The following is a 15,301-nucleotide window of genomic DNA, read 5'->3' as shown; positions in this document are numbered from 1 at the left end:
ATTTGGAATCAACCAGCCGAACAAATCCTTTTCATCTGCACCATCTGTAACATCTGTGATTCTAGACGGCGTCCGACAAGCTGGTGAAGGTGAAGTCGCGGATTTTGAGCGGGGGCACCAGGTTGCCGCCTACGCGCACGGGCTTGCCGATGGCTTCGAGGTTGTTGAGCATGATAATCGGCGACTCGTTGAAACGGAAGTTCTTCACCGGGAACTTGATCTGGCCGTTTTCGATGTAGAACGTGCCGTCGCGGGTGAGGCCGGTGTAGAGCAGCGTTTGGGGGTCGACGGGGCGGATGTACCAGAGGCGCGTGACCAAAATGCCTTTGGCGGTGCCCTTGATGAGGTCCTGCACGCTCTGGGTGCCGCCTTCCATAATCCAGCCGCCGGGGCGCGGAATGTCAGGAATACCGGCTTTCTGGGCCCAGTACTGGGAGCTGTAGAGGTTCTTCACCACGCCCTTTTCAATCCAGGTAGTGCGCTGCTGGGGCCGGCCGTCGCCCGAAAACATCAGGTCGGGCACCTCGGCGTTGGTGGGGTCGGAGTAGATGGTCACGCGCTCATCGAAAAGCTTTTCGCCCTTGCGGTTGCCGCCGCCCTTTTTGCTCAGAAACGAGCGGCCCTCGTCGGCGTTGCGGGCGTCGAGGGCGCTCATCAGGGCCTGGAGCAGCGAGGCATCGGTGTTGGCCACCAGGGCGGCGGGTTCCAGAATAACGGTGTACTTGCCGGGCTCCAGGGCCTTGGCGTTGCGCGAGCCGGCGGCTTTGTCGGCCGCAATCCGGGTCAGGGTTTTGGCGTCGAACTTGCTGGCGTCGTTGTAGTCGGCCGTGGCGTAGCCCGAGCCGGTGCCGTCGGGCGTGCGCACCGTAATGCTGAACTCGAGGCCCGAGAGCTGCTGATAGGCTTCCAGGCCCTTGCTGTTGCGCTTGGCCACAAACCCAGCCGAATCGTTGAGGAAGGCGGCCGAACTAAGCTTGCGCTCGTCGCAGATAACCATGCTGCTGCCCACCTGGGCGGCCCGGTAGTCGGGCGTGATATCGGCAGTGGCCTTGGCGAAAGTTGGGGGCAGGGGCAGGTATTTCTGGGGGCCGAGCAGGGGCATGTACTCGGGGCTTTCGGGGGCGAGGCGGGCAATTTCTTCGGCCCGCGTTACGCAGGTGCGCAGCGTGGCGTCGTCGAACTGGTTGCAGGTGGCCACGCCCGAGCGTTTGCCGAACCGCGACTCCACCGTGAGGCTTACGTTATCGATGCCGCCGCTGGTGCTGATGGCGTTGCGGGCCGAGCGCACGTTGCCGCCCGACTGGCCGTTGAGCGTCGCTTCGCACTCATCGGCTTTGCTGAAGCCCAGCACCTTTTTGAGGATTGCCTGCGCTTCGGTTTGAGAAAGTATGGCCATGTTTTTATTTTAAGCTGTTAGCTGTTAGCTATTAGCTTTTTGGCTGGGCCTCCTGAACGGAAGCTAACAGCTCTCAGCTAATAGCTAGCAGCTTAAATCTTGCGGGCGGTATTAATCACGTTCACGGCGTTGAAGCGCGTGGTGGCCGAGCCGTGGCTCACGGCCGACACCTGGGGCGGCTGGCCCTTGCCGTCGAAGAAGGAGCCGAACAGGCGGTAGTCCGACGCGTCGCAGATGGCGGCGCAGGAACCCCAGAACTCCAGGGTGTTGGTCTGGTAAGCCACGTCTTCGAGCATGCCGGCAATTTTACCCTTCTCGATGGCGTAGAACACCTGGCCCCCGAACTGGGAGTTGTAGCGCTGCTGGTCAATCGAAAACGAGCCGCGGCCCGCAATGTAAATGCCCTTGTCCACGCCCTTAATCATGTCGTCCACGCTCAGCTTTTGGGTACCGGGCTTGAGGCTGATGTTGGGCATGCGCTGGAACTGCACCGAGCTCCACGAATCGGCGTAACAGCAACCATCCGACTCGTTCTGGTTCACGATGTGGGCCTGGTCGCGGATTTTCTGGTAGTCCACCAGCTTGCCGTCCTTGATGATGTTCCACTCCTTGGTCGGCACGCCTTCGTCGTCGTAGCCCACCGCGCCCAGCGAATTGGCTTGCAGCTTGTCGGCCACAATGTTCACCAGCTTCGAGCCGTAGGGCTGGCCCTTGGCTTTCCAGTCGAGGGTGGCGAAGCTGGTACCGGCGTAGTTGGCCTCGTAACCCAGCACCCGGTCGAGCTCGGTGGGGTGGCCCACCGATTCGTGGATGGTCAGGCCCAGGTGGTTGGGGTCGAGTACGAGGTCGTACTTGCCGGCCGTAACCGATTTGGCGGTGAGCTTCTCTTTGGCCTGCTTGGCGGCCAGAGCGGCGTCGGCCAGCATATCGAAGCTGTTGCGGTAGCCCACGAGGCCAGTGCCGGCGGGGCCGGCAATCTTGTCTTCGGCCTTAGGCTGCAGGTATTCGTAGCCCATGCCCATGGGCGCGCTGAGCGCCTCGCGGGAGCGGAATTTGCCCGAGGCCCGGTCGATGGCCGTCACCGAAAAGTTGGGCCAGATGCGGTGCACGTCCTGGTCGATGTAGGAGCCGTCGGTGGAAGCGAAATACTTCTGCTCGTTCACCTGAAACAAAGCCGAATTCACGAACGACGCGCCGTTGTCGAGGGCGGCGGCGTTGGCGGCCAGCAGCAGCTCTACCTTTTCCTTCACCGGTACTTCGAAGGCATTCACCAAAATCGGAGTTTTCCACGATACCACGCCCTGGCCTTTCTGGGGGGCCAGCTTCACGGGTTCCTTCTGCACCTTGCTGTTGGCTTTGGCAATCTGCACGGCCAGTTTGGCAGCTTGGGCCATGCCCGCTTCGGTTACGGTATTGGTGGAGGCGAAGCCCCAGGTGCCGTTGGCAATAACCCGTACGCCGGCCCCAAAACTCTCGCCGCTGGCAATGTTCTGCACCTGCTTTTCGCGGGTAAACACGCTCTGGTTGAGGTAGCGCCCGATGCGCACATCGGCGTAAGTAGCACCAGCGGCTTTAGCCGTATTCAGGGCTGCGTCGGCCAGGCGTTTTTTCACGGCCACATCCAGGCCGGGTTCCAGCAGGCGGGCGGGGTCCACGAGGGTGCCACTGAAGCCGGGGAAGGAGGGCAGCCAAAGGGCGCCCGTCGCCAGCCCGGTGAGGCCCACAAAGTCGCGTCGTTTCAAATCAGTACGGGTTTGGGTGATAGGAGAAAGGAATTCGGCAAGAAGGTACGCGCTTCGTTACACTTCTGGCAACCTACCGACGCAAAACCCGTAGCGGGGCTGCATTATTGGGATGAAGAACTGTTCTTCCGACGAAGGAGGAATCTGGGGTGACGTCATTACGCGAAGACGCTGAATACGATTGACCCAGATTCCTCCTTCGTCTGAAGGACAGTTCATTCCGCCAGCAGCCCCAGTAAAGCCGCCGCAATGCCTTCCCAGGGTTGGTTTAAGTCGATGGTGACCACGCGCACGGGGTGGCCGCCGAGGGTGTAGCGCAAATTCACGGCCTGGGCGGCTGCCGGGTAAAGCAGGATGCCTTCGAGCTGCTGGCCGGGCCGGGCGGGCTGGTTCTGGAGGTAGGCGTAGAGCTGGTAGAGGTGGGGCGAAATCAGCCGGGCCTGGTCGTGGTGGCGCTTGAGGGCGGCGGCGTAGTACTTGGTGTCGAGGATGATTTTGCGGGCCGGGCATTCCAGGCTTGTATCCGTAATCATGGCTGGCAGCAGCGCCAGCGCCTCGGGCGTTTCGGCCGCCGCCTGCCAGGCAATGGTTTCTGATGATACCCGAAACAGCCGCTGTTCCAGCCGGTAAAAGTTGCGCACGAACTGCTCGAACAGCCGGGCCATTAGCGGCTCGTCGCGCCGGAAGTCGCGGAACCGGGCTTGGCCGGCGGCGTCGGGCATGGGCAGGGCGCTCCGGTGCAGCAGCTCGCACACGTTCAGCAGAAACCCGCCCAGCCCGCCCGGCCGCAACCGCCGCACCGTTCGCAGGCTGGCCGCGCTGAGCGGCACCGCCGCCACGGCCGCCGGAAACCGCCGTAGCGTCTGCCGGATTTCGCGGCGCAATTCCGGGGGCAGCGCCCGGCTGCGACCGAGCTGGTGCAGGGTGCCGCGCAACAGACCAGCCAGCGGCGTGTCGGGCGTCAGCTCATCAACGGCGCACACGGCCCGGCCCCGGCGCAGCAAATCCTGGCTCAGGGTGGGCGTGAGCAGCACCCGGCCCCGCAGCTCCGGCAGCTCGGCAGTGCGTTCGGCGTAGGCCGTGGGCAGGCCCAGGTGCAGCAGCCGGCGCGTACCGCTCAGCAGCACCCGGGCCAGCAGCGGCAACGGCCGCCGGAATGCCTGCCCGCTCACCGCCCGCGCCTCCGCTTCCTCGGGCAGCCGGTTCCAGGCGTAGCACAGCAGGTAGTACAGGTTCTGGATGGGAATCATGGCCGGGTTATAGCGCGAAAATCTGTTTCGCGACGAGTGAAGCGAGTTCCCACGCGTAAGCTGAAGTTGCCCAATTTTGGATCGATGAACCTAACGCGCAGGAACTCGCTTTGCTCGTCGCAAAACAGATTTTCGCGCTACAGCCCGGCCAGCAGCTGCTTTTTCTGCTGGGCGGCCTTGGCGGGCTGGTCGCGCCAGTAGTCGTCGAGCAGCGGGCCAATTTCCTGCTCCAGAATCAGGCGCAGCCATGCCGGGGCCTCCGTTGGGGTGGCGGGCGGATGGCAGAAGTAGCTGTGGCCCACGCAGAAATCGGGGCCCAGGTCGGGGTCGTCGGCAATGGTTTGGTTGAGGGCGGCCAGGCGGGTGGTGAGGTGGTGGCTGAGGGCCGCCGGCACGCCGTGGGCCGCCAGCAGCGCCCGCAGCGGCTCGCCGAACTCGGGCCGCAGGCTCACGAAGGCGAAACGGCGGCGCAACGCGTAATCGAGCGGGGCCAGGCTGCGGTCGGCCAGGTTCATGGTGCCGATAACGAACACGTTTTCGGGCACGAAAAACGGCGGGCTGCCCGCCGGGGCGTAGGGCAGGCGCAGGGCGTGGGCGGGTCCGCGCTTGTCGGCCTCCAGCAGCAACAGCAGCTCCCCGAAAATGCGGGCCACGTGGCCCCGGTTCAGCTCGTCAATCAGCAGAAAGTACGGCTGTTCGGGCTCCAGCGAAGCCCGCCGGCAGAACTCGACCAGCAACCCATCACGCAGCCGGAACGCGCCCTGTTCGTCGGGCCGGAAACCCTGCACGAAATCCTCGTAGCTGTAGCTGGGGTGAAACTGCACCAGCTCGACCCGGGCCGGGTCGGTGCTGCCCTGCGCCAGCCAGGCCAGCCGCCGGGCCAGAAAGGTTTTGCCCGTGCCGGGCGGCCCCTGCAGCAGCAGGTTGCGCCGCCGCGCCAAGGCTGCCCGCGCCGCTGCCAGCTCGTCATCAGCCAGAAACAGCTCGGCCCGCGCCATTTCTGGCGTGTAGGGCATGGGGGCCGGCCGTTGGTAAGCTGCGGCGGGCTCGTGGAATTCGGTCGGCGCGGGGTCCGCCGGAGCCTCGTCGGTTTCTTCTTCGGCAGCAGTGGCGGCCGCCGATCTGGTGGGGGCTTTTTTGGCTGGAACGGTTTCGCGGGGCGAGCCGGTGTAGAGGTCCTCCGCCTGCTGCTGGGCGGCCACGTCGCCGTCGAGCAAGGGCGAATTTTCGAGGGTGGGCCGCTTGGTGGCAATCGTGAAATCGAGGGCCTCCAGGGCCTGGTTGGTGGGGCCGCCGGCCCGTAGCGGCCATTTTGCGCCGGGCTGGTTCGCGGCCAGTTCGTAGGCCCGCTGCGCCACCTGCCGCGGGGCGTAGCGCCGGCCCCGGTACACAAGGTCGTAGACCGTGCTCAGGGGCATCTGCGGCCCTTCGGTGTCCAACTCATGCAGGGCCCGCAGTACCTGTTCGCGGGTGATAAGCGGGGTGTCGGGGACGGGAGTGGGCATCGAAGGCGAAAGTACAAAGTTGAGGTGAGGTGGTGCGCGTAACGCGAAAATCTGTTCCGCGCTACACTCGCTTGCTCATTCACTCACTCCCCCGCCACTATGGCCCGCTGCAAGCCCAGCTTTTTCATGCGGGCCTCCAGGGTTTTGGGGTTGATATCGAGCAGCAACGCCGCGCCCTGGGGGCCGCTGACGCGCCCGCCGGTGCGCTGCAAGGCCGCCAGAATATGGTCGCGCTCCTGCTGGCGCAGGGTTTTGAGCGGGCCGCCGGCTTCGGGCACAGTGGCCGGGGCGAGGGCGGCGGCGTTGGCCGCGAAGCCCTGGAACTCCAGAAACTGGCCCTGGCTCACAATCACGGCCTGTTCTACCACGTGTTCCAGCTCGCGCACGTTGCCGGGCCAGCCGTACTGTTGCAACGCCCGCAAATCACGCTCGCGCAGGCCCCGCACCGGCTTGCCCATCTGCTTGGTGAAGCGCTCCAGAAAGTGGCGCATCAGCGGCTCCACGTCCTCGGGCCGCTCGCGCAGGGTCGGCAGCCGGATCGGAAACACGTTGAGCCGGTAGTACAGATCGGCGCGGAAGCGGCCGGCCGCTACTTCCTCTTCCAGCACCCGGTTGGTGGCCGCAATCACCCGCACATCCGACCGGATTACGCGGCGTCCCCCGATGCGCTCAAACTCTTTTTCCTGGAGCACCCGCAGCAGCTTGGCCTGCAAATCGAGGGGCAACTCGCCCACTTCATCCAGAAAAATGGTGCCCCGGTCGGCCAGCTCGAACTTGCCGATGCGCCGGTCGTGGGCTCCGGTAAAGGCACCCTTCTCGTGGCCGAACAGCTCGCTTTCGATGAGCTGGGCGGGCAAGGCGGCGCAGTTGAGCTTGATGAGGGCCCGCTCGCGGCGGGGCGAGAGGTGGTGCAGAGCCCGGGCCACCAGCTCCTTGCCAGTGCCGGTTTCGCCCGTTATCAGCACCGTGGTATCGGTGGGCGCCACTTGGGCCAAGCGGGTGTGCACCTGCTGCATGGCCGCGCTGCCGCCCACAAAATCGTCGAGGCGGGCGGCGGCGGTGGTGTTGATTTCGTCGATGAGGTAGGTGCGCTCCCGCTCCAGTTGGGTGCGCAGGGCCTCAATCTGCTCGAAGGCCAGCACGTTCTGCAGGGCCAGCCGGATCTGGGGCACCAGGTGCTGCATGAGCTCCAGGTCGGCCCCGCTGAAAGCGTCCGGCTCGTGGCTGGCCAGAACCAGGGCCGTGGTGGGCTCGCCGCTGGTTTCGAGGGGCGTGCAGAGCAGGGCCCGGGTGCCGCGGTGCTCGCGGATGTGGCCCAGCAGCGCGTACTCGTCGGCCAGGGCCGCGAAGGCCGGGCCGTCGTACACGCCGGGGCGCACAAATAGCCCGGCCACGGCCTGCTGGGCCGCTTCGAGCTGGTCGAGGCCCTCGTAGCGCTTCTCGTTGAGGGCCTCGAAGGTGCCGTCGGCCTGCTTCTTGAACTCGGCCAGGGCCCGCGCCGGTGAGTCGGGGGCGCGCACCCGCAGTCCGAAATAGTCGCAGGGCACCACGCGGTTGATTTCGGTGGCAATCGTGCGAAACAGTGCGCCGCGTTCCCGGGTGCTGAGCAGCGCGTGGCTCAGGGCCAGCTGCATGGTTTTCTCCCGCTCGCGGCGGGCAATGTCCTCGAAGGCCAGCGTGTTGGTAACGGCCACGGCCACCAGGCTGCCGATTTTCTCGAGCAAGTCGGTGTCCGTTTTCGAAAACTCGGGCTGCCGCCGGGCCACCATCGACAGAAGGCCGATGAGCCGGCCACCGGTGCGCAGCGGCACCACCGTCAGGTAGCGCATGCGGGCTTCGAGCAGGGCCCGGAAGGGCTGAAAATCGGGGTATTCGGCCAGCAGCTCGCGCAGGTCGGGCTGCCGGAGGCGGGGCGAGCGGATGAACTGCTCGATGGGCGTGTTGGCGATGCCCGCGCCGGCGGCCGGCTGGGCGGCCGTGCCGGCTGGCAGCAGCACCTCGCCCAGGTAATCGCGCAGAAATACGCGGCGGTAGCGCAGTTCGGCGTCGAGGGTGAGGATGGTGATGGCGTCGAAGGGGAAAATCAGGCGCAGCTTTTCCGTGACGCTCCGAAACAGGTCTTCCTTGTTGCGGGTGGTGGCAATGGCCTCGTTGAGGTAGAGCAGCAGCGAATCATCGTGGTCGGGCATCGGGCGGGCAGCAGGTTTTCCTGAAATAGCAGCAAAGAGATTGAGGAATTTCTCAAATATGAGGAATAACCGCCGGGCCAAGGATATGTTGGGTAAACCCACCGGGAATAAAAAACGGCCTTGACTGGTGGCAGCGGCTGATTTCAAGTGACATTAAAACGTTTTTAATGTCCTGGCACAACTTTCGGATGTGGCCCGGCACTACTACGCTGCCTGATTCTATGCTTTTCCGCTTTACTTCCGCCCTGCCCCTGGTTACCCTGGGGTTGCTGCTGGCCGGCCCGGCCCGCGCCCAGCAGGGCCCGGTGATTTCCGATTCGCTGAGCCTCGACGGCACCGTGCGCTCGGTGCTCGATGCCAACCCGGCCGTGACGACCCTGGAGGAGGAGCTGAACGCGGCCACCAGCCGCGTGACGCAGACCCGGGGCGGGTTTTTGCCCCAGGTAACCGGCACGGCCACCTACACCCGCCTCGATCCGGTGGTGAAGCTGCAACTGGCCCCCGATGCGCCCGCTTTCCAGCTGGCCCCCAACAACAACTACGACGTTCACCTGACGGCCCAGTACGGCCTCCTCGATTTCGGTAAGCGCGAGGCCACCTACAATCTGGCCGAGAGCCGCCGCCTGACGGCCGCCGACCAGATTGCCGTGGCCCGCCGCGACCTGGCCTACGCGGCCTCGCAGGCCTATTACAACATCCTGTTTGTGCGCGAGAGCCTCAAGGTGCAGGATGCCCAGATTACCTCGTTGCAGGCCCACGCCAACGAAATGCGCAAGCGCGTGGAGGCGGGCGTGAGCACCGGCTTTGATGTGACGACGACGCAGGTCCGCATCACCCAGGCCCAGAACTCGCGCATCGATCTCGTCAACCAGCTCCTCAACCAGCAGGTGGCCCTGGCCCGACTGCGGCACCGCCCCGAAGCGGCCGAAGCGCCCGTGCGCGGTACGTTCGCCTATCAGCCCCAATCTGTTAACCTGGAGGAGGCGCTGGCCCGGGGCCTGGCCAACCGCCCCGAAGTGAAACTGGCCCGCGACGCCGAGCAGACCGCCAACCTCAACCTGAAGCTCATTGAGCGCAGCAACATGCCCCTGCTGGGGGTGGGGGCGCAGGTAGGCGGCAAAAATGGCTACCAGCCCAACCTCGACCGGTTCCGGCCCAACACGGTGGGCGTGGTGCAGCTGTCGGTGCCGATTTACGACGGCAACAAGAACAAGAACCAGCGCGTGGAGGCTGCCGCTACCATCCGCGGCGCTCAGGCCCGCATCCAGGACACGGAGGAACAAATCCGGGCCGATGTACGCCAGGCGGCCAACAACCTCAACGCCGCCACCCAGCGCTACGATAACTCGCTCCAGCAGATCAGCCAGGCCACCGACGCGCTCAGCCGCGCCCAGGGCCGCTACCGCTACGGCGTGGGCAGCAACCTCGACGTGCTCGACGCCGAAACCCAGCTGCTGCAGGCCCGCCTGGCCCGCCTCCAGGCCATCTATAACTACACCCTCGGCCAGTACCAGCTCAAACGCGCGACGGGGGAAATGACATGGTGAGGGGGTGGATGAGTGACTCGGTGAATGAGTGGGATGGGTGGGTAAGACAAAAGCCCATTCACCAAGTCGCTCATCCACCAACTCACACATTCACTAAGTCGCTCATCCACTCACTCACTCACTCACTCACTCACTCGCCGCCTCCATGACCATCCTGTGTCCGATTGATTTTTCTGCCGTGACCCAGGAGTTGGTGAGCTGCGCGGCGGCGCTGGCGGCCGGGGCCGGGGCCGAGCTGCGGCTGCTGCACGTGCTGGAGCCCGGCGCGCCCGTTGCGGCCCCACGGCCCGGTTTGGGGGTGGCCCGCCAGCTGGTGCGCTGTCGGCAGGCTGCCCGGCGGGCCGGGGCCTGCGTTTCGGCGGCCGTTGCCCAGGGCGACGCAGTGGGCGAGATAGTGGCCGCTGCCCGCCGCCACCCGGCCGATATAATCGTAATCGGGGCCCACGGCCAGACGGGCCTGACCCGGTTTCTGATGGGCAGCACCGCCGAAAGCGTGCTGCGCACCGCCCCCTGCCTCACGCTGCTCGTGAAACCGGGCTGCCCCCGCGTGAAGCAGGCATAAGCCGGGGCGGGCGGGTAACGGGCCGTCAGCGCGTAACCGGGCGTGCCCGTTTTGGCATTCTGTCCCCGAATCCTTGTTCCGGCATCTTTCCTTTCCAGTTCTACCTAACGCACTCCTTTACCGCTTCACCTCATGGCAACTCCCGTTCAGCCCGACCCGGCCGTCGCAACTCCCCCCGCCGCTTATGAGCCGGTGGCCGAGGAGCAAGCCGGCAGCTCCAAGCGTCCTTTCATTCTCATTCTGCTGGCCCTGGCCCTGCTCGTGGGCGGCTACTTTGGCTGGCAGCGCTACCAGTTCGGCCAGGCCCACGAAGAAACCGACGACGCCCAGGTCGAGGGTGACGTGTACCCGATTCTGCCCCGCGTGAGCGGCCCGGTGCTGGAAGTGAAGGTGGAGGACAACCAGCGCGTGAAAAAAGGCGACGTGCTGGTAACCGTGGACCCCGCCGACTACCAGCAGCGCGTGAATGCGGCTGAAGCGGCCCTGGCCGCCGCCCAGGCCAACGTGGCGGCCGCCCGCGCTGGCGTGGGCACGGCCCAGGCCGGCGTGGGGGCCGCCCGCTCCGCCATCGGGGTGAGCGATGCCAACCGCGCCCGCCTGCAAAAGGACCTCAAACGCAGCGAGTTTCTGCGCCAGCAGGACATCATTCCGCAGAGCGAGTTCGATGCCGTGCAGGCTAACCTCAAATCCACTTCCGCCCAGCGCGCCACGGCCCAGCAGCAGGTGGGCGTGGCCCAGCAGCAGGTAGCGGCCGCCCGGCAGCAGATTCTGGTGGCCGAAGCCGTGGTTAAGCAGCGCCAGGCCGACCTCGACAATGCCCGGCTCCAGCTCAGCTACACCACCATCACGGCCCCCGCCGCGGGCATCGTGAGCAAGAAGAACGTGCAGCCCGGCCAGAACATCAGCCCCAACCAGGCGCTCATGGGCCTGGTGGCTTCCGGCAACACCTGGATCGTGGCCAACTTCAAGGAAACCCAGCTCGGCAATATGCGCGAAGGCCAGCCCGTGCGCGTGGAGGTCGATGCCTACCCCGACCAAGAGTTCGAAGGCAGAATTGAGTCGCTCTCGGCTGCCACTGGTGCCCGCTTTGCCCTGCTGCCCCCCGACAATGCCTCGGGCAACTTCGTGAAAGTAGTGCAGCGCGTGCCCGTCAAAATCAGCCTCACCAAAACCGACCCCACCCACCCCCTGCGCGCCGGCATGAGCGTGCGGGCAATTGTGAAGGTGAAGTGAGGAGCTGGCCGAGTTGAGCAGTTGAAAAGAACGTCATTCTGAGCAGCGCGAAGAATCTCGCGTGCTGACGTTGCCAAATCATTCAAGGGCCGAAAAATTGCCACTGCAACGTCAGCACGCGAGATTCTTCGCGCTGCTCAGAATGACGTTTCTGTTACCCCCATCACCATTTCACCTCATGGAAACCGGAGCTAAAAAGTGGATTATCGTTATCACGGTGGTGCTGTGTACGCTCCTGGAGCTGATCGACACCAGCATCGTGAACGTGGCCCTGACCCAGATGATGGGCAACCTTTCGGCCACGCTTTCGGAAGTGAGCTGGGTGATTGCGGCCTACGCCATTGCCAACGTAATTGTAGTGCCCATGACGGGCTTTTTGTCGGAGCAATTTGGGCGGCGCAACTACTTCGGCTTCTCGGTGGTGTTGTTTACGCTGGCCTCCATTGCCTGCGGGCAAAGCACCAACATCTGGGAGCTGGTGGCCTTCCGCTTCATCCAGGGCATCGGGGGCGGCGCGCTCATGGCCACTTCGCAGTCGATTCTGATTGACACTTTCCCGCCCAAGCAGCTGGCGTTGGGCCAGGCCCTGTTCGGGATGGGCGTCATCATCGGCCCCACCATCGGCCCCACGCTGGGCGGCTACATTGTGGATAACTACGACTGGCCCTGGATTTTCTACGTGAACGTGCCGGTGGGCGTGCTGGCCACCGTCTTCACGTTCCTGTTCATCAAGGACCCCGAGTCCATTGCTAACGCCATTCCGCGGCCGTTGCGGGAGCTCGACTGGGCGGGTATTTTCCTGTTGATTCTGGGCGTAGGCTCGTTGCAGTACGTGCTCGAAAAAGGGGAAACGGAGGACTGGTTCGAGTCGGGCCTGATTCTCACGTTTACCGCGCTGGCCCTGGTGGGCGTGGTGGGCTTCATCTGGCGGGAGCTCACGGCCAAAAACCCCATCGTAGACCTGCGAGTGCTCACGCGCAGCCGCAACCTGGCGCTGGGGGCCATTCTGTCGTTCATTCTGGGCTTCGGACTGTTTGCGTCGGTGTTCATCTTCCCGATCTTCACCCAGCGCATTCTGGGCTTCACGGCCGCCCAAACGGGCTTTATGCTGCTGCCCGGCGCGGTAGTGGCCGGCCTGATGATGCCCCTGATCGGGCGGGCCTTGCAGGCGGGGGTGCCGCAGAAGTACATGCTGCCCTTCGGCTTCGGCATCTTCTTCCTGTTCACGTTCTGGATGAGCCAGAAAATTTCGCCCACCGCCGGCGAAGACGACTTCTTCTGGCCCCTGATTCTGCGCGGCGTGGGCCTGGGCCTGCTGTTTCTGCCTATCACTACCATGTCGTTGCAGGGGCTGCGGGGTAAGGATGGGGCCCAGGCGGCCGGCCTGACGGGCATGCTGCGCCAGCTCGGCGGCTCGTTCGGGGTGGCCATCGTGGGCACCTACCTGGAGCGCAACGTGGCCTACAACCGGGTGGCGCTGCTACCCAACGTGTCGCTCTACGACCCCGAAACCCAGCAGCGCATCCAGGCCTTCACCCAGAACTTCATGAGCAAGGGCTTCTCCTTCGAGCAGGCCCGGCAGCAGGCCTACCAGGTCCTCGATTTTACCATCATGAAGCAGGCCTCCCTCATCACCTACGCCCAGACATTCACCATGCTGGGCCTGTTCTTCCTGGCCTGCATCCCGCTCCTGATTTTCATCAAGCGCATCCGCAACGCCGGCCCCATCGACCTGAACGCCGCGCACTAGTAGTGCACATTAGATTAGTGGTGAATTTGCTAGTTGGTGGCAGGGGCGTGCATCGATAGCGCCGGCCCGTCGGGCATGGTGGTGCGCCCCCAGCTTGAAACCAGCTTCTGCCCAAACCCCGCCAGACTGCCAAGGCCTCCGCTTCCTAGGGCGCATATATCACGGTGGCCTTCGTACCTTCCCCACCATGAACCGCTTTGACCGTATCACGGCTCTACTGGTGCAGCTGCAAGCCCGCCGCGTGGTGAAAGGCTCCGAACTGGCGGCCCGTTTTGGCGTTAGCCTGCGCACCATTTACCGCGACTTGCGCACCCTGGAAGAGGCCGGAGTGCCCATCTGCGGCGAGGCTGGCGTGGGCTACTCCCTGGCCGAAGGCTACCGGTTGCCGCCCGTCATGTTTACCCGCGAGGAGGCCACCGCCCTGCTCACTGCTGAGAAGCTGGCCACCCGCCTCACCGATACCGAAATGGCCCGCCTCAGCCAGCTGGCTATGGATAAGCTGCGCGCCGTGCTGCGCCGCCCCGACCGCGACTACGTGGAGGCTCTGAGTACGCGCCTACTTGTGCTGGCGCCACCGCGCCACCGTCCGGCCCTGCCCGACCTGCCCGCTAGCGGCACCCAGCAGCCGCTGCTCGATGCTATTGCCCACCAACGCGTAGTTCGTCTCGATTACCGCGCCGGCTACCACGGCACACCCTCCCGCCGCGACGTGGAGCCCATTGGCCTGTATTTCGGGCAGTATTGGCACATGGTGGCTTTTTGCCGGCTGCGCCAGGACTTCCGCGACTTTCGCCTCGACCGCATTGTGGGCTTGCAGCGGCTCGATGAGGTGTACGCCCCTCGCCCCGACACCTTACAAACCTACTGGGCCCGGCTGGCAGCCGAACGGCAGGACTCGGTGGCCGTTGTCCGTTTTGGCCCCGAGGCTCTGCCGCAAGTGCATGAAAATAAGCACCTACTCGGCTGGCGGCACGAGCGGGCCTGGCCTGATGGGTGGGTGGAAATGACCCTGCAGCCGGGCTGCCTGGAACGGCTTAGCCGCTGGCTGCTGCTGTTTGCCGGGCAGGTGCAGGTAGTGTCGCCGCCGGAGCTGCTGGGCCTGGTGCAGGCTCGCGCCCAGGCCACCTTTAATTTTTTTTGCGCCCCGGTCAGGGCCTGCTGACATAGGGCTGTCACCAAGTGTCCGGAAGTTTGGATCATCAATTCACCAACCCCCAACTTCCCTATGGAAACGCCCCTGGCAACTACCCCCGCCCAGACCTTCTTGGCCGAACTTACCGCCGAAGCCGACCTCACCCGTCGCGTGCTGGCCCGTGTGCCGCTGGCCGCCTCGGCCGACTGGCAACCCCACCCCAAGTCGATGACGCTGCGGCAGCTGGCCCGTCACACGGCCGAACTGGCCGGCTTCATCCAGGACACGCTCGACAACAGCGAAATCGACCTGGCCGCCTTCGAGCACCAGCAGCCCGCTCCCCTGACCGACACCGAGGCCCTGCTGACTTTCTTTGCGGAGCGCGTGCAAGCGGCCCAATCCTCCTTACGCACTTTCCCGCCCGATGCCTTGGGCCAGCGCTGGGTACTGCGCCACGGCCCGCAGGTGCTCATCGACCAGACGCGCGCCGAGGTGATGCGCCAGCTCATCAGCCACCTGATTCACCACCGCGGCCAGCTCACCGTGTACCTGCGCCTGCTTGATGTACCCGTGCCTGGCACCTACGGCCCCTCTGCCGACGAGCCAAGCTGACTGGGCCCAGCTATGAAGCCGCAGGCCGTAAGCGGCTAGCCGAACTGGTGTCCCGACTTAAAATCGGGGCATCACTATCTTCTTCCAACCACTGGCAGTGGCCGCCAGCCATCCCAAACCCATCAACATACCCGATTCGGCGGTGGTATAATGCGGGGTGAGTAGTATCTTACTCCCATGCTTCAGACCACGTTGACGTGTGGCAAGTGCAGCAGTGCTGACTTGCGCAAGAAYGGCAGCCGCCACGGCCAGCCCAAATACCAGTGCAAAGCCTGCCGCCACCAAGCCCTATTCGAGCCGGCCGCCGCCCGCAAGGCGGCCCAGTACGCGCAGGTGGAGAAGCTGCTGGTCGAGCGCGTCTCGCAACGAGCCATCGTGCGCCT

At 64.7% G+C, this 15,301-nt stretch carries 12 protein-coding genes; 7 read left to right on the top strand and 5 right to left on the bottom strand.

From position 1 onward, the window contains the following. Positions 1 to 61 precede the first annotated feature (61 nt). The 5 genes from D0T11_RS15595 to D0T11_RS15575 form a co-directional block, all read right to left on the bottom strand. Positions 62 to 1,396, bottom strand: a complete 1,335-nt coding sequence (locus tag D0T11_RS15595) for a TldD/PmbA family protein (protein ID WP_119656733.1) — start codon at positions 1,394 to 1,396, stop codon at positions 62 to 64. Positions 1,397 to 1,488: 92 nt separating this feature from the next. After that, complete coding sequence (locus D0T11_RS15590; protein WP_119656732.1) at positions 1,489 to 3,138, bottom strand: TldD/PmbA family protein; 1,650 nt, start codon at positions 3,136 to 3,138, stop codon at positions 1,489 to 1,491. Between the two features lie 215 nt (positions 3,139 to 3,353). Next, positions 3,354 to 4,388, bottom strand: coding sequence for a 5-methylcytosine restriction system specificity protein McrC (locus D0T11_RS15585; RefSeq protein ID WP_119656731.1), 1,035 nt, complete (start codon positions 4,386 to 4,388; stop codon positions 3,354 to 3,356). Between the two features lie 137 nt (positions 4,389 to 4,525). Then, positions 4,526 to 5,893 (bottom strand): McrB family protein, encoded by a 1,368-nt coding sequence (locus D0T11_RS22615; protein ID WP_182888443.1) that lies wholly within the window; start codon positions 5,891 to 5,893, stop codon positions 4,526 to 4,528. Between the two features lie 83 nt (positions 5,894 to 5,976). Beyond that, on the bottom strand, positions 5,977 to 8,082 hold the full coding sequence (locus D0T11_RS15575; protein WP_119656730.1) for a sigma 54-interacting transcriptional regulator: 2,106 nt from the start codon (positions 8,080 to 8,082) through the stop codon (positions 5,977 to 5,979). Positions 8,083 to 8,303: 221 nt separating this feature from the next. Between D0T11_RS15575 and D0T11_RS15570 the strand changes: the two genes are divergently transcribed. The 7 genes from D0T11_RS15570 to D0T11_RS15540 all read left to right on the top strand — a co-directional run. Further along, entirely contained in the window at positions 8,304 to 9,629 is a 1,326-nt protein-coding gene (locus D0T11_RS15570) for a TolC family protein (protein ID WP_182888442.1), read from the top strand. A 145-nt stretch (positions 9,630 to 9,774) separates the two neighbouring features. Further along, positions 9,775 to 10,191, top strand: a complete 417-nt coding sequence (locus tag D0T11_RS15565; RefSeq protein WP_119656728.1) for a universal stress protein — start codon at positions 9,775 to 9,777, stop codon at positions 10,189 to 10,191. A gap of 132 nt (positions 10,192 to 10,323) precedes the next feature. Next, complete coding sequence (locus D0T11_RS15560) at positions 10,324 to 11,424, top strand: HlyD family secretion protein (RefSeq protein ID WP_119656727.1); 1,101 nt, start codon at positions 10,324 to 10,326, stop codon at positions 11,422 to 11,424. A 178-nt stretch (positions 11,425 to 11,602) separates the two neighbouring features. Further along, entirely contained in the window at positions 11,603 to 13,174 is a 1,572-nt protein-coding gene (locus D0T11_RS15555; RefSeq protein ID WP_119656726.1) for a DHA2 family efflux MFS transporter permease subunit, read from the top strand. 187 nt (positions 13,175 to 13,361) lie between these two features. Then, entirely contained in the window at positions 13,362 to 14,336 is a 975-nt protein-coding gene (locus D0T11_RS15550; RefSeq protein WP_119656725.1) for a helix-turn-helix transcriptional regulator, read from the top strand. Between the two features lie 63 nt (positions 14,337 to 14,399). Beyond that, positions 14,400 to 14,918, top strand: a complete 519-nt coding sequence (locus D0T11_RS15545; RefSeq protein WP_119656724.1) for a DinB family protein — start codon at positions 14,400 to 14,402, stop codon at positions 14,916 to 14,918. Between the two features lie 177 nt (positions 14,919 to 15,095). Then, the coding region (locus D0T11_RS15540; protein ID WP_449547811.1) for a transposase-like zinc-binding domain-containing protein at positions 15,096 to 15,301 on the top strand (206 nt) is incomplete at its 3' end.

The organism is Hymenobacter rubripertinctus, assembly GCF_003583925.1.
GTDB classification, from domain to species: Bacteria; Bacteroidota; Bacteroidia; order Cytophagales; family Hymenobacteraceae; genus Hymenobacter; species Hymenobacter rubripertinctus.
The sequence above is the reverse complement of the archived record's forward strand: the minus strand, read 5'-3'. Positions and strand labels throughout refer to the sequence as shown.